This is a genomic window from Pseudonocardia alni, from assembly GCF_002813375.1.
GTDB classification, from domain to species: domain Bacteria; phylum Actinomycetota; class Actinomycetes; order Mycobacteriales; family Pseudonocardiaceae; genus Pseudonocardia; species Pseudonocardia alni.
The window spans coordinates 4,052,848-4,070,795 of record NZ_PHUJ01000003.1 but is presented as its reverse complement, the minus strand read 5'-3'; the positions used below and the strand labels follow the sequence as shown (position 1 = coordinate 4,070,795).

The window sequence follows — 17,948 nt, the reverse complement described above, 5'->3', positions numbered from 1 at the left end:
TCAGTCCTTCAGTCGCTCGTTCAGCCAGGTCCGCAGGTCCTCGCCGTACTCCGGGTGCTGCAGCATGAAGTCGACGTAGGCCCGCGCGTACCCGGCGGGGTTGCCCAGGTCGTGGCGGCCGCCGCGGTGCACGACGACGTGTACCGGGTGCCCCTCGGAGATCAGCAGCGCGACGGCGTCGGTCAGCTGCAGCTCACCGCCCGCGCCGGGGGTGATCCGGTCCAGCGCGTCGAAGATCGCACGGTCGAGCAGGTAGCGACCGGCCGCGGCGAAGGTCGACGGAGCCTCGTCCGGGGCGGGCTTCTCGACCATCCCGTGGACCTGCTTGACGTCGTCGTCGCCGGTGTCGGAGACCTCGAAGACGCCGTAGGCCGAGATCTGCTCGCGCGGCACGTCGAAGGCGCAGAGGACGCTGCCGCCGTGCTCCTCGCGGACCTGCGCCATGCGGGCGAGGACCCCGGTCGGGAGGACCAGGTCGTCGGGCAGCAGGACGGCGACGGCCTGCTCGTCGTCGGCCAGTGCCGGGCCGGCCTGGGCGACGGCGTGGCCGAGGCCCTTGGGCTCGTACTGGTACACCGAGTCGACCTCGAGCAGGCCGGGAGCGCGGCGGACCTTGTCGGCCAGCTCGCCCTTGCCGCGGCTCTCCAGGGTCTTCACCAGCTCGTCGTCGGTGCGGAAGTAGGCCGCGACCGAGTCCTTGCCGGGGGAGGTCACGATCAGCAGCCGCTGTGCGCCGGCCTCGGCGGCCTCCGCGGCGACCAGCTCGATCCCGGGCGTGTCGACGACGGGGAGCAGCTCCTTCGGCACGGCCTTGGTCGTCGGCAGGAACCGGGTGCCCAGACCCGCCGCCGGGACGACGGCGGTGCGGAAGGCCCCGGTGCCGCTGGACGTCTGCACGCTCATGGTCGGCGAGCCTAGCCACAGCTCTAGCCTGGAGCCGTGACGGCTCGCGCGGAGGACAGGGGTGGATCGTCGCCTGATCAGGGTGGGCGAGCCGCTGACGCCAAGCGGTCACTGCGGCGCACGCTGCTGGCGGCGCGTCGCGGGCGCCCGGTCGCCGACCGGCTGGCGACGACCGCCGCGCTGTCCGCGCACCTGTGCGCGCTCGCCGCCGCGACACCCGGCCCGGTGGCCTGCTACCTGCCGATCGGCACCGAACCCGGCGGTGCGGGACCGGGCGTGCCGTCGCTGCCCGACGCGCTGGTCGCCGCCGGTCATGATGTCCTCGCCCCGGTGGTCCCGGACGCGCCGGGCCCGCTGGACTGGACCGTCCACCGCGGCCCGGACGACCTGGCCCCCGGGCCGCTCGGGGTCGTCGAGCCGACCGGTCCCCGGCTCGGGCCCGCCGCGCTCGCGTCGGCCGGCCTGGTGGTGGTGCCCGCACTGGCCGTCGACCGGCGCGGGCGACGCCTGGGCCGCGGCGGCGGCTTCTACGACCGGACGCTCGCGCTCGCCGCGCCCGGCGCCCTGCTGGTCGTCCCGCTGCACGACGGCGAGCTGCTCGACGACGTCCCGGCCGAGGACCACGACGTCGCGGTGGGGGCCGCAGTCCTGGCTCGGGACGGGGTGGTGCATCTCTCGCCCTGACCGTGTGGACGGGTCGGAGCGACCGTTGCCTCGGAGTATGCTGGCACTCGTTCTCGCCGAGTGCCAGCCCGCGGGCGGGCACCGCCCCAGTTCGTCCGGAGGATGTTGTGCCGACCTACCAGTACGCATGCACCGCGTGTGACCACCGCTTCGAGGCGGTGCAGTCGTTCTCCGACGACGCCCTCAGCACCTGCCCGAACTGCGGCGGGAAGCTGCGCAAGGTCTTCTCCTCGGTGGGCATCGTGTTCAAGGGCAGCGGCTTCTACCGCACCGACTCCCGCTCGGGCTCGGTGAGCAGCGGGTCCGGGGCCTCGTCCGAGTCGGCGAAGTCCGACAGCTCATCGTCGAGCTCGTCGTCCTCGGACTCCTCGTCCTCGTCGAGCTCCTCGTCCTCCTCGGACTCCTCGTCGTCGAGCTCCTCGTCGAGCTCGGCCGGCGCGTCGTCCTCGAAGGCCGCCGCTTCCTGATCCGTCCACAACCGGCCGGGTTGTCCACAGGCCGGTGGATCGGCCCGTCACCGGCCGAGTCCCGCCCTAGCGTCGGAACGACGACGGCGGAGGGGCGGCCATGGCGGAGCAGACACAGCGGGCGGACCGCCCGTGGGACCGGCTGCTGCGGCGGCCCTCCTGGTCACGGGCGTTGCTGGCCCGCCGGGTGCTGGCCGCCACCCTCGCGGTCGCGGCCGTGGTCGTGGCACTGCTCCCCGCCGCGGGTGACGAGCGGGTCCCGGTACTGGTCGCGGCCCGTGACCTCGCCCCCGGCACGGCACTGGGCCCGGCCGACGTCGTCGTGGCCTCCTGGCCGCCCGCCCTCGCCCCCGCCGGTGCCCTGACCGCGCCCGACGCCGTGGCCGGGCGGCTGCTCGCCGGACCGGTGACCGCGGGCGAGCCGATCGGCGAGCTGCGGCTGGTCGGATCCGCGCTCGCCGTCGTCACCGGTGGGCCGGGCGCCTCGGCGGTGCCGCTGCGCCCGGCCGATCCGGCGGTGGCCGCGCTGCTGTCCCCCGGTTCCCGGGTGGACGTCGTGGCGGGCGACCCGGACGGCGCCCGCGTGCTGGCCGCGCGGGCCGGGGTGGTGGCGGTGCTGCCACCCGCCCCCGGGGCCGCCGGGGCGCGGGCGGACCCGGGACCGCTGGTGCTGGTCGCGCTGCCCGAGGCGGAGGCGACCGCGGTGGCCGCCGCGACGCTGGCCGGCGAGGTCACGGTCACCCTGCGCTGAGCCCCGCGCCGTCCCCGCGGTGCGGGCCGCCCTCGGTCTCCGAACGCGCTCCGGCCGGTCAGCCGCCGTGGTGCGGGGGACGGTTCTCGGTGAACCAGCGGTCGGGGTCCGCGGTGTCGCGCTCGTCGGCGGCGCCGTAGTCGGCCCGCTCGTCGGCGGTGGTCGAGGGGTCGTCGCCGAAGATCTCCTCGATCCGTCGGCGCATCCGGTCCGCGGGCTCGCTCATGGCCCCATGGTGCCGTGCGCGGGCGGCGCGGGTGGACACCGATCCCGCGTCACCGTGCCGTGCCGTACTCGCGCCGCCCCACGACGACGCGTCCGGGTGACACCATGGGGTCAGCCGTACGCATCCGCCCGGGCGACCGGGCGACGACAGGAGAGGTGGACCACTCATGGGGTTCCTGGACAAGGCACGCGAGGCGGCCGAGAACGCGATCGAGAAGGCGAAGCCGCACCTGGACAAGGCGATGGAGCAGGCCGGCCCGCACCTGGACAAGGCCAAGGAGAAGGCAGGGCCGCTCGTCGAGAAGGCCGCCGAGAAGGTCGACCAGGCCACCGGGGGCAAGTACTCCGAGCAGATCGGCGGGGTGAAGGGCAAGGTCGAGGGTGCACTCGGGCACACCGGCCCGGCCGCTCCGGGCGCCGGCACGCACGGCGACGCCGTCCCGCCGGTGCCGCCCGCCCCGCCCGGGGGCGACGCATTGGCGCCGCAGGGCAACCCGGCCGCGTCGCAGCAGCCCCCGGCCGTCCCGCCGGTGCCGCCGGAGCGCAAGGACGACGGCGGCGTCCCGCCGGTGCCCCCGGCGAACTGACCCCGATCACGACGAACGGGCCCCGGCTTCCGCCGGGGCCCGTTCCCGTCGCGTGACCGGTCGTGCGACCGAGCCGGCGGGGCCGGTCAGTCGTCGAGGCCGGACAGCTCCGAGATGACGTGCGGGACGAGCGGGGTCAGCGTCGCCATGCCGTCGCGGACGGCGGCGCGGGACGCCGCCAGGTTGACCACCAGCGTGCTGCCCGAGACGCCGACGACCCCACGGGACACCCCGGCGTCGACCGCACCGGCGGCGAGGCCGGAGGCGCGGATGGCCTCGGCGATCCCCGGCACCGGCCGGTCGAGGACACCGGTGGTGGCGTCCGGGGTGACGTCACGGGGCGACACGCCCGTGCCGCCGACGGTCACCACCAGGTCGACGCCGCCGATCACGGCGGTGTTCAGCGCGCTGCGGATGGCCACCACGTCGCCGGGGGCCGAGACCACGCCGTCGACGAGGAAGTGGGCCTCCTCCAGCAGCTCGGTGACCAGCGGCCCGGTGCCGTCGGACCGCTCACCCGCACTGACCCGGTCGTCGACGATCACCACGAGGGCACGGCCGATCTGCGGACCCGACATCTCCATGGCGGTCACCCTAGCGTCGGCCGGGACGCGGCCCGGGGGAGGCCGTGCCGGTGCGGGGAGGGGGGACCGGCACCGACACGACGCTCCGGGCGTATTCGGTGGGGCACCACCGAATACGGGGACACCCCATCACGCCGGTTGTTCACCCGTCAACGACGTGCGGTGCGCGCCACCCACCCGGCCCCGTCCGGTCGGACGGACTGCACCCGGGCAGGCCCTCACTGCTCGCCCAGTGTCACCTCGACGGTCCGGGTCGCCCCGCCGGCGTCGACGACCTCCAGCTGGACGACGCTGCCCGGCGGCTGCGACCGCACCGCGGCCTGCAGATCGGTGCCGGTGGTGATCCGCTGGTCGCCGAGCCGGGCGACGATCTCCTGCAGGCGCAGCCCGGCCTTCGCGGCCGCGCCGTCCGGGGTGACCTCCTGGATCACCGCGCCGCGCAGCTGCGGGTCGTTGCCGACGGTCACGCCGAGCACGGCGTGCGTGGCCTTGCCGCCGCCGCGCAGCTGGTCGGCGATCCGGCGGGCCTGGTTGATCGGGATGGAGAAGCCGACGCCGATCGAGCCGCCGCCCGGCCCGGCCGTCGCGATGGCGGAGTTGATGCCGACGACCCGGCCGTCGGAGTCCACCAGCGGGCCCCCGGAGTTGCCGGGGTTGATCGCGGCGTCGGTCTGGATCGCGTTCAGCACGGTGTCGCTCGCCCCGGGCGCGCCCGACTCGGCGGGGATGCCGACGGCCCGGTCGACGGCCGAGACGATCCCGGTGGTGACCGACCCGCCGAGCCCGAGCGGCGACCCGAACGCGGTGACCTGCTGACCGACCCGGACGCGGTCGGAGTCGCCGAGCTCGACCGCGCTCAGGCCCGGCAGGTCCGTGCGCACGAGCGCGATGTCGGACTGCGGGTCCTGCCCGACGATCGTCCCGATGGCGGTCCGGCCGTCCTGCAGGACCACGCGCAGCGTGCCGCCCTGGGCCGCCGGGGCGACGACGTGGTTGTTGGTGAGGATCAGGCCGTCGTTGCCGACGATCATGCCGGAGCCCTCGCCGCGGTCACCGACGTTGCCCGCGCCGCCGTCGACGCGGATCTGCACGACGGCGGGCAGTACCTTCTCGGCGACGGCCTCGACCGAGCCGGACGGCGCCGTGCCTCCCGACCCGCCTGTGAGGCGCGCACCGATCAGGCCGCCGAGGGCACCCGCGACCAGCGCGATGAGCAGCCCGGCCGCGAGCAGGACGACACTCCGGCGGCCGCGGCCGGGCGGGCGCCGCGGTGCGGGCGGCGCACCGACCGCCCACGGGGGCGGGGCAGGCTCGCCGGGGGCGGCCGCGCCGGTCGCGTCCGGGTGCGCCGGGAGCTCCCGGGCCCCGTCCGCCAGCACCGGCGTCGTGTCGGTCGAGGTGTCCGGGGCGGCCGCGTCGGGCGTGGCACCGCCGGAGCCCGCGACGGGCGCGTCTGCGGCGGTGGAGCCGGGGCGGGCCCACGGGTTGGCGGGCACGGCCCAGCGGTCGGTGGGCGGATCCTGGGTGGAGACGGCCTCGGTGTCGGGGCCGTGGTCGTGGTGCGGGGTGGCGTCCTCGTCCGCCGGGGTGGCGGCCGACGCTCCGGCCGCGGTCGTCGCGGCGGTCGTGCCGGACCGGGTGGACGCGTCGTCGTCGGTCGTGCCGGACCGGGTGGACGCGTCGTCGTCGGCGGTCGCGGGCGTCGTCGCGGACTCCCCGCCCGCGCCGGTCGCGGCGGTGTCCCCGGCCGGGCCGGCCTCGGCGCCGTCCCCGGCGCCCGGCGAGCCGGTGGCCGGAGCGTCGGTGACCCCGTCCGACGCGGACCCGTCGGTGGAGGACCCCGACGAGGACGACCGCGGCCCGTCCTCCTCCGGGGCGGCGTCGCCGGAGGACCCGGCCGGTCCCGCGGTGGCGGCGGGCCCGCCCTCGCGGCCGGCCGCGTCCCCGGAGGCCCCACCGGACGTCCCCGCTCCGGTGCGGGTCGGCTCGTCGGGCGGGTTGTCCTGGGTCATGCGTCCACCGTCCGTCGTCTCCGTCCGTCGTGTCACCGCTGTGTCACGTCGTGTCACACCAGGCTATGGGCTGTCCGGCTCCGCCACGTACCGGCCCGGCAGGGCCATCGAGAGCAGCGCACCGCCCTCCGGGGCGCGCCCGGCCCGCACCTCTCCCCCGTGCCGTGCCGCCGCCTGCGCGACGATCGACAGCCCCAGCCCGGAGCCGGGCATGGTCCGCGAGGTGTCGGCCCGGTAGAAGCGGTCGAACACGTGCGGCAGGTCTTGCGCGGCGATCCCCTCACCCGCGTCCGCCACCTCGATGACCAGCCACTCCGGCGAGATCGGCACCATCGACAGCCGCACCGTGCCGCCGGGCGGGCTCCACTTCACGGCGTTGTCGAGCAGGTTGAGCACGGCCCGTTCGAGGGCGCTGGCGTCGCCGTCGAGGATCCACGGGGTGCGGTGGACGTCGAACTCGACCTCCCCCGCGCGTCGCTTCACCCGGTCCAGGGCGCGGTCGACGATCTCGGTGAGCTCCAGTGCCTCGCTGGTCATGGTCGGGGCGTCGTCGCGGGCGAGCTCGACGAGGTCCCCGACGAGGTGGGACAGCTCCTCGACCTGGGCGCGGACGTCGTCGAGCAGCTCGGTGCGGTCCTGGGCGGGCAGGTCGGGGGTGTCCGGCCGGTCGGCGGAGGCGAGCAGCTCCAGGTTGGTGCGCAGCGAGGTCAGCGGGGTGCGCAGCTCGTGCCCGGCGTCGGCGACGAGCCGGCGCTGCTGTTCCCGCGACGCGGCCAGCGCGCCGAGCATCGTGTTGAACGACTGGGTGAGCCGGGCGAGCTCGTCGGACCCGGAGATGGGGATCGGGCGCAGGTCACCGGTCTTGGCCACGCGTTCGGTCGCCGCGGTCAGCCGCAGCACCGGCCGCAGCCCGGTCCGGGCGACGGCGACCCCGGCGAGCGCGGCCAGCACGACGCCACCCAGCCCGACGATCGGCAGCGCGGTGCCCATCCGGGTCACCACCCGGGTCATCGTGTCGAGCCGCTGGGCCAGCACCAGCGCGCGGCCGTCCCCTGCCCGGACCGCGACGATCCGGTACGGCACGCCGTCGAGCTCGGCGGTGCGGCCCGGCTGGGTCGGCCCGCCCTGGGCGACCTCGATCTCCGGCTCCCCCAGCGGCGGCCGCGACGACTCGTCCGCCGAGGTCGCCACGCCCGAGGAGTAGACGAGCGCGATGTGCAGGTCGGCCGCGCCGAGCACGTCGGGCGGGAGCGCGGCGAGCAGCCGCGGGTCGATCAGGTCGCTCTGCGCCGCGGCGTAGGCGCGCTGGCGCAGCGTCTCGTCCAGCGAGCTGGTGAGGTTCTGGCGCACGACGAGGAACGCGGCGGCGGACACGAGCAGCACCATCGCGGCGGCGACGAGTGCGGCGAGCACCCCGATCCGGGCGCGCAGCGTGAACCGCTCACGGTCCGGCTCGGCCGCGGGCCCGCGGCGCCACCAGCGCTCGGCCCGCTCCTCGTCGGGCGGGAGCAGCTGGGTCACGGCGGGGTGTCCCGCAGAACGTAGCCGACACCGCGCACGGTGTGGATCAGCCGGGGCTCGCCCTCGGCCTCGGTCTTGCGGCGCAGGTAGCCGACGTAGACCTCCAGGGCGTTGCCGCTGGTCGGGAAGTCGTAGCCCCACACCTGCTCGAGGATCTGGGCGCGGGTCAGGACCCGGCGCGGGTGCGCGAGCAGCAGCTCCAGCAGGGAGAACTCGGTGCGGGTGAGGCTGATCGGCCGTCCGCCCCGGGACACCTCGCGGGTGTCGGGGTCCAGCGACAGGTCGCCGAAGGTGAGCGCGGGGCTGGTGCCCGCGTCGTCGTCGGCGTCGGGGGTGCGGCGGCGCAGCAGCGCGCGCAGCCGGGCGAGCAGCTCCTCCAGCGCGAACGGCTTGGGCAGGTAGTCGTCGGCGCCGGCGTCGAGCCCGGCGACCCGGTCCGACACCGCGTCGCGGGCGGTGAGCACGAGGATCGGGAGCGCGTCACCGGCGCTGCGCAGCCGCCGGCACACCTCCAGCCCGTCGACGCGCGGCATCATCACGTCCAGGACGAGCGCGTCGGGCCGGTCGGTGAGCATCTTGTCCAGCGCGACCTGGCCGTCCTCGGCGAGGTCGACCTGGTAGCCGTTGAAGGCCAGCGAACGACGCAGCGAGTCACGGACCGCCTTGTCGTCGTCGACCACCAGAATGCGCATGGGCGCCAGTCTCGCCGACGGCTCTGAGAGGAACCTGAGCAGGCCCTGATCAGCGGATGGTGATCAGGGCCCGGTGATCAGGACGCCTTGTAGGCGGCGGCCATGTCGTCGCCGCCGTGCCCGCGCTCCGACGCCCGCCGCAGCCGGTCCCGCACCGCGGGCGCGACGTCGAGCCGGGTGCCCGAGGCCTCCGCCGCGGCGACGATCAGGCCCGCGTCCTTGGCCGCGTTGTCGACGGTGAAGCTGGGCGTGAAGTCGTCGTCGAGGATCGCCTTCGCCTTGTTCTGCAGGTAGGGCAGGTCCAGCGGACCGCCGGCGACGGCGTCGAGGAAGGCCTGCGGGTCCACCCCGAGTCCCTGGGCCAGCGCGACCGACTCCCCCGTCGCCGCGGTGATCGCCAGCACCCAGCTGTTGGCGACGAGCTTGAGCCGGCTCGCCTGGGCGGTCGTGTTGTCCTCGGCGACCCAGACCGTCTGCCTGCCGACGGCGTCGAGCACCGGGTCGACGACCGGACGCGCCGCGGGGTCGCCGGCGACGAACACGACGAGCTGCCCGGACTCGGCGGGCGCGCGGGTGCCGAGCACCGGCGCGTCGAGCAGGGTCAGGCCGTGGCGTCCGGCGATCGCGCGGAGCCCGTCGAACGGCTCGACGCCGACGGTGGTCGTCTGCAGCCACACCTGGCCCGGCGCGAGACCGCCGGCGGCCTGCTCCAGGACGGCGGTGACGTCGTCGGCGTCCCCCAGCATTGTCACGACCACGTCGGCGCCGCGCACGGCGTCGGCCGGGTCGGTGTGCAGGGCCGCGCCCGCGTCCGCGAGCGCCTGCGCCTTCGCCGCGGTCCGGTTCCAGACCCGCAGGTCCAGCCCGGCCGCGAGGATGTTGTGCCCCATCCCGGCGCCCATGATCCCGGTTCCCAGCAGTGCCACGGTCGTCATGGACCCACCGTAGGTCGATCTCCGTGGGAGCGCCGACGCGCCTGCGCGGCACTGCCGGCACGCCGACCGGGTACCCGGGTGGGATGAGCGACGAACTCGAGTTCTTCTTCGACCCGATCTGCCCGTTCTGCTGGGTCACGTCCCGCTGGGTGGTGGAGGTGGGCCGCCTTCGCGAGCTGGCGGTGCACTGGCGCCCGTTGCCGCTGGCGATGCTGAACGAGGGCATCTCCTACGAGGAGCGGCGGAAGGTCTCGGAGTCCTACCCGGACTCCCACCTCCGCGGCCTGGAGATGCTGCGGGTGATCGCCGCGGCCGAGGCGGTGGCGGGTCCCGAGGTCGTCGGGGACCTCTACACCCGGTTCGGCGAGCTGGTGTGGGACTCCCCCGCACCCGACGGCGAGGGCTTCGACCCGGTCATGCGGGTCATGGCGCAGCAGCGGGACCTGCGTCCGGTGCTGGAGGACCTCGGTCTGGACCCTGCCCTGGCCGACGCCGCGACGGGCACCGACCTCGACGAGGGCCTCGCCGCGAACGTGGCGGAGGCCCGGCGGCGGTGCGGCGACGACGTCGGCACCCCGATCCTGTCGTTCTCCCCGCCGGACGGGCCGGCCCTGTTCGGGCCGGTGATCGACTCCGTGCCGTTCGGCGAGGACGCGCTGCGGCTGTGGGAGGCGACGTACACCCTCGCCACCTGGCCCGGGTTCGCCGAGCTCAAGCGGAGCCTGCGGTCGTTCCCCGACACCCCGCTGACCGCGCGGATCGCGCACGGGGAGACGACGGTGCGGTGACGATCTCTGCTTCACTGGAGACGTGACCGACGCGGGCGATCTCGGCTTCTCCAACCGGACCGGGCGCCCGCCGGGCCGGGTGATCACCGCGGTGTCCCGGTTCGTGCCCGCGATCCGCCGGGTGCAGCAGCAGATCGAGCCCTACGCCGCGTACTGGGAGCAGCGCAACCGCACCGAGCTCGCCCGGACCGGGCCGGTGTGCGTCGCGCTGGGCGACTCGATGGCCCAGGGCGTCGGCGCGTCGGCCCCGGAGCGCGGCTGGTTCGGGCAGCTGATCCCGCTGCTGCCGGGCTGGCGCACGGTCAACCTGTCCCAGTACGGCGCCCGCGTCGACGACGTCCTCGACGCGCAGCTCCCGGCGGCGCTGCGGCTGCACCCGGACCTGCTGCTGTGCCTGATCGGGTCGAACGACCTGATGCAGCCCAAGCACCAGGAGGGCGTCGGGAGCCGGTACGCGGCCCTGCTCGACCGGCTCCCGCGCGGCACGGTCGTCGGCAACCAGCCGGGCACCTTCGCCGCGGCGGTGCAGGTCAACGGCCTGATCGACGACGCCGTGCGGCGCCGCGGGCTGGTACTGGCCGAGCTGCGGGACCCGCGGACGCGGCACTGGCGCGGCAAGCTCGCCTCCGACCGGTTCCACCCCAACGACCGCGGCTACGCCGCCATCACCGAGGTGTTCGGGGAGGCGCTGCGTCGCGCCGGGTACTGAACCCCGTCACACCGCCGCGGCGGCCGCGCGCGCCCGGGACGCCGCCGTCCGGTCCCCACGCCCGGCCGGCACCGCGACGACCAGCCCGACCACGGCCAGCCCGGCCGCGACGACGTTCGGCGAGGCGTAGCCGTAGCCGGCCGCGATCACCATGCCGCCCAGGGCGGCCCCGATCGCGTTGGCGACGTTGAACGCGGCCTGGTTGGCCGCCGAGGCCAGGTTCGGCGCGTCACCGGCGCCGCTGATGATCCGCAGCTGCACCGCCGGGACCAGCGCGAACGTCGTCACGGCGAAGGTGAACAGGGCGACGACCGCGGTCGCCTGGTTCTGCAGGGCCGGCACGAACAGCAGCGCGACGACGGCGTCGGCGACGAGTGCGCCGTAGATCGTCGGCATGGTCGCGATGTCGGCCAGGCGGGCGCCGACCAGGTTCCCGACGGTCATGCCGACGCCGAACAACGCGAGCAGCAGCGTGACCTCGGTCGGGGTGAACCCGGCGACCTCGACCAGCATCGGGGTGATGTAGCTGTAGGTGCTGAACAGCGCGGCCCCGCCGACCGTCGCGATCAGCAGCGCCGTCCACACCGGACGGTGGGTGAGGGCGCGCAGCTCGGCGCGCAGGCGCACCGGGGTGGCGTCGCGGACGTCGGGGACGCAGGCGGCGACGGCCACCGCGGCGACCGCGGCGATCACCCCGACGACGCCGAACACCGGCCTCCACCCGAGCTGCTGGCCGAGCAGGGTCCCGACCGGGACGCCCGCGACGTTGGCCAGGGTCAGCCCGGCGAACATCGTCGCCATCGCGCGGGCCCGGCGGTCGGCGCTCACGAGCCCGCCCGCGACGACGGCGCCGATCCCGAAGAAGGCGCCGTGCGGGAGCCCGGCGAGGAACCGGGCGGCGAGCACCGGCAGGTAGCCGGGCACGACGGCGGACAGCACGTTGAACGCGGCGTAGCCGGCCATGAGTCCGATGAGGACGTGCTTGCGCGGGAACCGGTTCGCCGCCGCGATCAGCAGCGGGGCCCCCACGACGACGCCGACCGCGTACGCCGAGATCAGCCGGCCCGCGCCGGGGATGTCGACGGCGAGCCCGCCGGCGACGTCGGGCAGCAGGCCCATGATCACGAACTCGCCGGTGCCGATGGCGAAGGCGCCGACGGCGAGTGCGGCGAGCGCGAAGGCGGGACGGGTGGTGACGGCACGCATCGGGTGCCTCCTCCGGGACGTGGCGGGACAGGGAGGCGGCGTCGTCGTCGCGAATAAACACGCTAGACGAGTAAATAGGCGACGCGCCAGCCCACCGCGCTGTCCGCCACGTCACCCCGCCTTCTGGTTGGCTGTGCCGGTGAGCACCCCGAAGCTGCCGCGCAAGGTCTACGACGCCGAGCTGCTCCGCCTGCAGGGCGAGCTGCTGCAGATGCAGGAGTGGGTCCGGGCGTCGGGCGCACGGGTGGTCGTGGTCTTCGAGGGACGCGACGCCGCGGGCAAGGGCGGGGCGATCCAGCGGGTCACCCAGTACCTCAACCCGCGGTTCACCCGGATCGTCGCACTGCCCGCGCCGACCGAGCGCCAGAAGGGGCAGTGGTACTTCCAGCGCTACATCGAGCAGCTGCCCGCGGCCGGCGAGATCGTGCTGATGGACCGGTCCTGGTACAACCGCGCCGGCGTCGAGCGGGTGATGGGGTTCTGCACCGAGACCGAGTACCGCCGCTTCCTGCGCCAGGCGCCGGTGTTCGAGAACATGCTCGTCGAGGACGGCATCCACCTGCGCAAGTACTGGTTCTCGGTCAGCGCCGAGGAGCAGGCGCGGCGGTTCGCCGAGCGGCTGGAGAACCCGCTCAAGCAATGGAAGCTCTCGCCGATGGACCTCGAGTCGATGACCCGCTGGGACGACTACTCCCGCGCCCGCGACGACATGCTGATCCACACCGACACCGAGCACGCGCCGTGGTGGATCGTCGAGGCCGAACAGAAGCGCAACGCGCGGATCAACATGATCCACCACCTGCTCGGGTCGATCCCCTGGGAGCCGGTGGCGCGACAGGTGCTGACGCTGCCGGACCGGAAGCCGTCGACGGGCTACGAGCGCCCGCCGCGCGAGGTGCAGCGCGACGTGCCCGACCACGCGTCGACGCTGATCTAGGTCACACCCACCCGGACGGTACGGCCGGTACCGGATAGCGTCCCGGCGAGCGACGATGCGGCACGGACGCCGCGCGAGAGGCGGTGCACCCGTGGGTGTCGTGCTGTTCACCGGGTTCCCGGGGTTCCTCGGGTCGGCCCTGCTGCCGCGGACGCTGCGCCGAGCGCCCGACGCGCGCGCGGTCGCACTGGTGCAGGCGAAGTTCCTCGACCAGGCCCGCACGACGCTGGCCAGGATCGAGCGCGAGGCGCCGGAGATCGCCGGGCGCACCGACCTCGTGGTCGGGGACATCACCGTCGACGGACTGGGACTGGAACGGGCCGAGCGCGAGCGCCTGCTCGGCGGACCGCTGGAGATCTTCCACCTGGCCGCGGTCTACGACCTCTCGGTGCCGGCGGACGTCGCCTGGCGGGTGAACGTCGAGGGCACGCGGCACGTCGTGCGGTTCGCCGAGGCCGCGTCGCAGCTGGCCCGGCTGCAGTACGTGTCGACCTGCTACGTCTCGGGCCGCTACGACGGCATCTTCTCCGAGACCGACCTGGAGCTCGGCCAGCCCTTCGCCAACCACTACGACCACACCAAGCACGAGGCCGAGCGCGTCGTGGCGAAGGCCCGCGACGCCGGCCTGCCGGTGTCGGTCTACCGGCCCTCGGTCGTCGTCGGGGACTCGGTGACCGGTGCGACGCAGAAGTTCGACGGCCCCTACTACCTGCTCCAGCTGCTGGCCCGGCAGGGCCGGACGGCGTTCGCGCCGCTCCCCCGCGCCGCGTCGCGGACCCGGTTCAACCTGGTGCCCTCGGACTACGTCGTCGACGGGATCGCCGCGCTGGCCGGGCACGGCCCGGCGGTGAACCGGACGTTCGCGCTGGCCCAGCCGGCCCCGCCGACGGTGACCGAGATGTGCGAGGTCTTCGCCGACCGGCTCGGCAAGCAGCTGCGCGTGGTGCCGATGCCGGTCGGGCTCGCCGCGTTCTCCATCGACCACGTACCCGGCGTCGGACGGCTGTTCCAGGTCCCGTCGAGCACGCTGGAGTACCTGACCCACCCGTCGCACTACGACACCGACGCGACGACGGCGATGCTCGGCGGGCTCGGCGTCCACTGCCCGTCGTTCGCCGGGCACGTCGACGCGATGGTCCGCTTCTTCAGCGCGAATCCGCAGGTCGGAACGGCTGCGATGGTCTGACGCCGGGAGGTCTACCGTCTCCGGCGTGGCCATCGAGCGGAACGACGTGCTCCTCGCGGCCGCGACCGTGCTCGTGCAGAACCCGGCCGCGTCGATGTCGGAGATCGCGACCGGCGCCGGCATCAGCCGGGCGACCCTGCACCGGCTCGTCGACGGCCGGGAGGCCCTGCTCTCCGAGCTCAGCGAGATGGGCGTGGAGCGCGGGATCGCCGCGATCCGGGAGGCCCGGACCGACGAGGGCGACCCGATCGAGGCGGTGCGCCGGGTCATCGTCGGCCTGCTGCCCTCGGTGGACCTGTGGGTGCTCGCCGAGCGCATCCAGTCCAGCGACGAGGTCCTGGCCCGCTACGCCGAGATGGACACCCTGCTCGTCGAGCTGTTCCGGCGCGGCCAGCGGAGCGGGGCCTTCTGCGTGACCCAGTCCGCGACGTGGATGACCGAGGCGCTCTACGCCCTGCTGACCCGGGCGGTGCTCGCCGCGCACGACGGCAGGCTCGGCCGGCAGGAGATCGCCGGGGTCACCGAGCGGACGCTGCTGGCCGGGGTCGTGGAGACCGCCGACCGCAGCCCGGCCACCCCCTGACCGTCGAGTCCGTTTCCTCCTCGTTCGTCCACTACGCTCGGGGCGTGCTCACCCGTGCCTCCGGCATCGCCCGCTCGCTCGCGACCTACCACGGGATCCCGGGCCGGCAGCGCCGGATGCGCCGCTTCTACTCCGCGTTCCTGCGTCCCGGCGACCTCGCCTTCGACGTCGGCGCGCACGCCGGCAACCGGGTGCGTGCCTGGCGGGCCCTGGGGGCGCGGGTGGTCGCCGTCGAGCCGCAGCCGGACTTCACCCGGCTGCTGCGCCTGTTCTTCGGCCGCGACGACGCCGTGACCGTCCTGCCCCTCGCGCTCGGCGCCGCGGCGGGCACCGCCCGCCTCGGGGTCTCCCGCGCCACCCCCACCGTCTCGACGCTGTCGCAGCGCTGGCGCGACACCGTCGCCGACGACGCCGGGTTCAGCCGGGTGACCTGGGACTCCTCGATCGAGGTGCCGGTCAGCACGCTCGACGCGCTCATCGCCGAGTACGGCGTCCCGGCCTTCTGCAAGATCGACGTCGAGGGCTTCGAGGCCGACGTCCTCGACGGGCTGTCGCGCCCGCTGCCCGCGCTGTCGGTGGAGTACCTGCCCGCCGCACACGACGCGACCCTGGAGTCGCTCGCCCGCATCGAGGCCCTGGGCCGCTACGTCTACCGCTACTCCCCCGTCGAGACGATGACCTGGGACACCTCGGCCGGCGACCGCTGGGTGGACGCCGCCGAGCTCCGCGCCCTGCTCGACCGGCGCCGCCCGCTGGGCCGCTCGGGCGACGTCTACGCCCGCCACGTGCCCGCCTGACCGCACCGCCGGGTCGATCACCGGACAAGTCGGGCATGCTGGACACCTGATGCTCCGGAAGACCAGCGGTACCGCCCCCGTCGCCCTCCAGGTCGCGGCGGGCGCGGCGCTGCTCGCGGCCGTCCTCGCCGTGCTCGTGCCGACGGCCGGGGCCGGTGCCCTGCGGGTCACCGGCGCGGCCGTCGTCGGCGTCGTCGCCGCGGCGCTGCTGCTGCGGGCCGCGCGCCGCGCCGGGGAGCGCACGCTCGGCCCGGCCGGGGTGGTCACGGTGGCCCGGGGGGCGCTCGCCGTGGCGGTCGTCGCGCTGGTCGGGCTGGACGGCGCCGGAACCGTGGCGCTCGTGGCGCTCGTCGGCGTCGCGCTCGTCCTCGACGGCGTCGACGGCCCGGTCGCGCGCCGCACCGGCACGGCGACCGCGCTGGGCGCCCGGTTCGACATGGAGACCGACGCCTTCCTGCTGATGGTGCTGTCGGCGCACGTCGCGGCGACGACCGGGCAGTGGTGGGTCACCGCGCTGGGCCTGCTGCGCTACGCCTTCGTCGCCGCCGGGCGGGTCGCCCCGTGGCTGCGCGGCGAGCTCCCGCCGCGCTACTCGGCCAAGGTCGTCGCCGCCCTGCAGGGGATCGTGCTCGTGGTGACCGCGGCCGGGGTGTTGCCCGACGCCGTCGCGCTCACCGCGGTCGGGATGGCGCTGGCTGCGCTGGTGTGGTCGTTCGGCGTGTCGGTGGTGCAGCTGTGGCGGGCCGCCGACCGGCACCCGTTCCACGCCCGACGGGCCGGGGCCGCGCTGCTCACCACGCTCTGTCTCGCGCTCGTCGGCGGGATCCTGGTGCTGCCCGCCGACCCGGTCGCCCTCGACCCGGCCGGGCTGCTGCGGCTGCCGATCGAGGCGGTCCTCGGGGCCGCGGTGCTCGCGCTGCTGCCCGGGCGGGCCCGGCGGGTCGCCGCCGCCCTGGCCGGGGCGCTGCTCGCCGCGCTCGGGCTGCTCAAGCTGGCCGACATCGGGTTCCTCACCTTCCAGGGCCGCCGGTTCGACGCCGTGTCCGACTGGTCGCTGCTGGGCAACGCGCACGACTTCCTGCAGGGCACCGCCGGCGCCGCCGGGACGGCGGTCGTGGTGCTCGCCGCCGTCGTCGCGGTGGGCCTGGTCGTGGCGACGGCCGCCGCGGCCGTCCGGCTCGGACGGCTCGCGGCCCGGCACCGGCGGGCCACCGTCGGCGTCGCCGCGCTGCTGGCCGCGGCCTGGCTGGTCGTGGGCACGGTCGCCGACGCCCGCCTGGTCCCCGGGGTGCCGGTGGCCGCCGCCGACGGCGTCGCCGAGGTCGCGCACCGTGCCCGGCAGGTCCCCGAGACGCTGCGGGAGCGCCGCGAGCTCACCGAGAGCCTGGCCCGCGACGGCTGGGACGGCGCCCCGCCCGACGCGCTGCTGTCCGCGCTGCGCGGCAAGGACGTCGTGATCACCTTCGTGGAGAGCTACGGCCGCAATGCCCAGAACGCCCCCGCGATGGCGCCCCGGATCCGGCCGGTCCTCGCCGAGGCCGACGCCCGCCTCACCGCGGCCGGGTACGGCGCGCGCAGCGGCGTGCTCACCGCACCGATCAGCGGCGGCGGCAGCTGGCTCGCCCACGCGACGCTGTTCTCCGGGCTCTCCATCGCCGACCAGGGCGCGCACGACCGGCTCACCGCGTCCGACCGGCTGACGCTGCCCCGCGCGTTCCGCGACGCCGGGTGGGAGACCACCGTGATCACCCCGGCGACGACGCGGGAGTGGCCCGAGGCAGCGTTCTTCGGCCACCAGCGGGTGTACGCCGGCGACGACCTCGGCTACACCGGCCCGCCGTTCAGCTGGTCCCCGATGCCCGACCAGTACACCCTCGACGCGTTCTCCCGGCTCGAGCTCGACCGCCCCGACCGGGGCCCGGTGCTCGGCACCGTGGTGCTGACCTCCAGCCACGCGCCGTGGTCGCCGGTGCCCCCGCTGCTGGACCCGGCCGGGATCGGCGACGGCGCCGTCTACGGGCCGTACGCCGGCGGCCAGCAGTCCTACGACACGATCTTCTCCCTGGACCGGGAGACGCTGCGCGGGGACTACCTGACCTCCCTGGAGTACGCGCTGCGCAGCGCCACCGGCTGGGTCGCCGACCGCCCGGAGGGCGACCGGGACCTCGTCGTCCTGATGCTGGGCGACCACGAGCCCGGCGCGACGGTGTCCGGGCCCGGCGCGGGCTCCGACGTCCCCGTCTCGGTCATCACCCGCGACACCGACGTGCTGGACCGGATCGACGACTGGGGCTGGACGCCCGGGCTGCTCCCGCCGCCGGACGCGCCGCCGTGGCTGATGGCCGAGTTCCGGGACCGCTTCCTGGCCGCGTTCTCGTGAC

General features: G+C 75.4%; 19 protein-coding genes. 11 read left to right on the top strand and 8 right to left on the bottom strand.

Annotated features, from left to right (window positions below; all coding sequences use genetic code 11):
* Entirely contained in the window at nucleotides 1-903 is a 903-nt protein-coding gene (locus tag ATL51_RS20180; RefSeq protein ID WP_100879580.1) for a UTP--glucose-1-phosphate uridylyltransferase, read from the bottom strand.
* A 36-nt stretch (nucleotides 904-939) separates the two neighbouring features.
* On the opposite strand from ATL51_RS20180, the gene ATL51_RS20175 reads away from it, so the two are divergent.
* From ATL51_RS20175 to ATL51_RS20165, 3 genes are all read left to right on the top strand, one after another.
* Nucleotides 940-1,587: a 5-formyltetrahydrofolate cyclo-ligase gene (locus tag ATL51_RS20175; RefSeq protein WP_301549104.1), complete on the top strand. Its 648-nt coding sequence runs from the start codon at nucleotides 940-942 to the stop codon at nucleotides 1,585-1,587.
* A gap of 107 nt (nucleotides 1,588-1,694) precedes the next feature.
* Complete coding sequence (locus ATL51_RS20170) at nucleotides 1,695-2,054, top strand: FmdB family zinc ribbon protein (protein WP_100879579.1); 360 nt, start codon at nucleotides 1,695-1,697, stop codon at nucleotides 2,052-2,054.
* A gap of 100 nt (nucleotides 2,055-2,154) precedes the next feature.
* On the top strand, nucleotides 2,155-2,805 hold the full coding sequence (locus tag ATL51_RS20165) for an SAF domain-containing protein (protein WP_100879578.1): 651 nt from the start codon (nucleotides 2,155-2,157) through the stop codon (nucleotides 2,803-2,805).
* A 58-nt stretch (nucleotides 2,806-2,863) separates the two neighbouring features.
* Here the strand turns inward: ATL51_RS20165 and ATL51_RS28705 are convergent, their stop codons facing one another.
* Nucleotides 2,864-3,031: a hypothetical protein gene (locus ATL51_RS28705; RefSeq protein WP_167379102.1), complete on the bottom strand. Its 168-nt coding sequence runs from the start codon at nucleotides 3,029-3,031 to the stop codon at nucleotides 2,864-2,866.
* Between the two features lie 166 nt (nucleotides 3,032-3,197).
* Here ATL51_RS28705 and ATL51_RS20160 point away from each other — a divergent pair, with 166 nt between their 5' ends.
* The gene (locus ATL51_RS20160) at nucleotides 3,198-3,617 is read left to right on the top strand and encodes an antitoxin (RefSeq protein ID WP_073577592.1); all 420 of its coding nucleotides are present in this window, start codon (nucleotides 3,198-3,200) and stop codon (nucleotides 3,615-3,617) included.
* An 86-nt stretch (nucleotides 3,618-3,703) separates the two neighbouring features.
* On the opposite strand, the gene ATL51_RS20155 is transcribed toward ATL51_RS20160, so the two are convergent.
* The 5 genes from ATL51_RS20155 to ATL51_RS20135 form a co-directional block, all read right to left on the bottom strand.
* Nucleotides 3,704-4,195 carry a MogA/MoaB family molybdenum cofactor biosynthesis protein gene (locus ATL51_RS20155; protein WP_373324192.1) on the bottom strand — a complete coding sequence of 164 codons (492 nt, stop codon included), beginning with the start codon at nucleotides 4,193-4,195 and terminating at the stop codon, nucleotides 3,704-3,706.
* Nucleotides 4,196-4,419: 224 nt separating this feature from the next.
* Entirely contained in the window at nucleotides 4,420-6,213 is a 1,794-nt protein-coding gene (locus ATL51_RS20150) for a trypsin-like peptidase domain-containing protein (RefSeq protein ID WP_100879577.1), read from the bottom strand.
* A gap of 63 nt (nucleotides 6,214-6,276) precedes the next feature.
* Nucleotides 6,277-7,725, bottom strand: coding sequence for a sensor histidine kinase (locus ATL51_RS20145; protein WP_392567406.1), 1,449 nt, complete (start codon nucleotides 7,723-7,725; stop codon nucleotides 6,277-6,279).
* A 5-nt stretch (nucleotides 7,726-7,730) separates the two neighbouring features.
* Nucleotides 7,731-8,426 carry a response regulator transcription factor gene (locus ATL51_RS20140; RefSeq protein WP_073577591.1) on the bottom strand — a complete coding sequence of 232 codons (696 nt, stop codon included), beginning with the start codon at nucleotides 8,424-8,426 and terminating at the stop codon, nucleotides 7,731-7,733.
* A 77-nt stretch (nucleotides 8,427-8,503) separates the two neighbouring features.
* The gene (locus ATL51_RS20135) at nucleotides 8,504-9,352 is read right to left on the bottom strand and encodes an NAD(P)-dependent oxidoreductase (protein WP_455342416.1); all 849 of its coding nucleotides are present in this window, start codon (nucleotides 9,350-9,352) and stop codon (nucleotides 8,504-8,506) included.
* A gap of 92 nt (nucleotides 9,353-9,444) precedes the next feature.
* Between ATL51_RS20135 and ATL51_RS20130 the strand changes: the two genes are divergently transcribed.
* Together ATL51_RS20130 and ATL51_RS20125 are read left to right on the top strand one after the other, a co-directional pair.
* On the top strand, nucleotides 9,445-10,149 hold the full coding sequence (locus ATL51_RS20130; RefSeq protein WP_100879574.1) for a mycothiol-dependent nitroreductase Rv2466c family protein: 705 nt from the start codon (nucleotides 9,445-9,447) through the stop codon (nucleotides 10,147-10,149).
* A 22-nt stretch (nucleotides 10,150-10,171) separates the two neighbouring features.
* A complete protein-coding gene (locus tag ATL51_RS20125) occupies nucleotides 10,172-10,858 on the top strand; it encodes an SGNH/GDSL hydrolase family protein (protein WP_073577589.1) in 687 nt (228 codons plus the stop codon).
* Between the two features lie 6 nt (nucleotides 10,859-10,864).
* Here ATL51_RS20125 and ATL51_RS20120 read toward each other — a convergent pair whose 3' ends face one another.
* Complete coding sequence (locus ATL51_RS20120) at nucleotides 10,865-12,064, bottom strand: MFS transporter (protein WP_100879573.1); 1,200 nt, start codon at nucleotides 12,062-12,064, stop codon at nucleotides 10,865-10,867.
* Nucleotides 12,065-12,203: 139 nt separating this feature from the next.
* Here ATL51_RS20120 and ppk2 point away from each other — a divergent pair, with 139 nt between their 5' ends.
* The 5 genes from ppk2 (at nucleotide 12,204) to ATL51_RS20095 (ending at nucleotide 17,947) form a co-directional block, all read left to right on the top strand.
* Nucleotides 12,204-13,001, top strand: coding sequence for a polyphosphate kinase 2 (gene ppk2 / locus ATL51_RS20115; RefSeq protein WP_073577784.1), 798 nt, complete (start codon nucleotides 12,204-12,206; stop codon nucleotides 12,999-13,001).
* A gap of 91 nt (nucleotides 13,002-13,092) precedes the next feature.
* On the top strand, nucleotides 13,093-14,187 hold the full coding sequence (locus ATL51_RS20110; RefSeq protein ID WP_301549103.1) for an SDR family oxidoreductase: 1,095 nt from the start codon (nucleotides 13,093-13,095) through the stop codon (nucleotides 14,185-14,187).
* A 25-nt stretch (nucleotides 14,188-14,212) separates the two neighbouring features.
* A complete protein-coding gene (locus ATL51_RS20105) occupies nucleotides 14,213-14,770 on the top strand; it encodes a TetR/AcrR family transcriptional regulator (RefSeq protein ID WP_100879572.1) in 558 nt (185 codons plus the stop codon).
* Between the two features lie 44 nt (nucleotides 14,771-14,814).
* The gene (locus tag ATL51_RS20100) at nucleotides 14,815-15,567 is read left to right on the top strand and encodes an FkbM family methyltransferase (RefSeq protein ID WP_100879571.1); all 753 of its coding nucleotides are present in this window, start codon (nucleotides 14,815-14,817) and stop codon (nucleotides 15,565-15,567) included.
* A gap of 49 nt (nucleotides 15,568-15,616) precedes the next feature.
* Nucleotides 15,617-17,947: a CDP-alcohol phosphatidyltransferase family protein gene (locus ATL51_RS20095; RefSeq protein WP_100879570.1), complete on the top strand. Its 2,331-nt coding sequence runs from the start codon at nucleotides 15,617-15,619 to the stop codon at nucleotides 17,945-17,947.
* Nucleotide 17,948 lies beyond the last annotated feature (1 nt).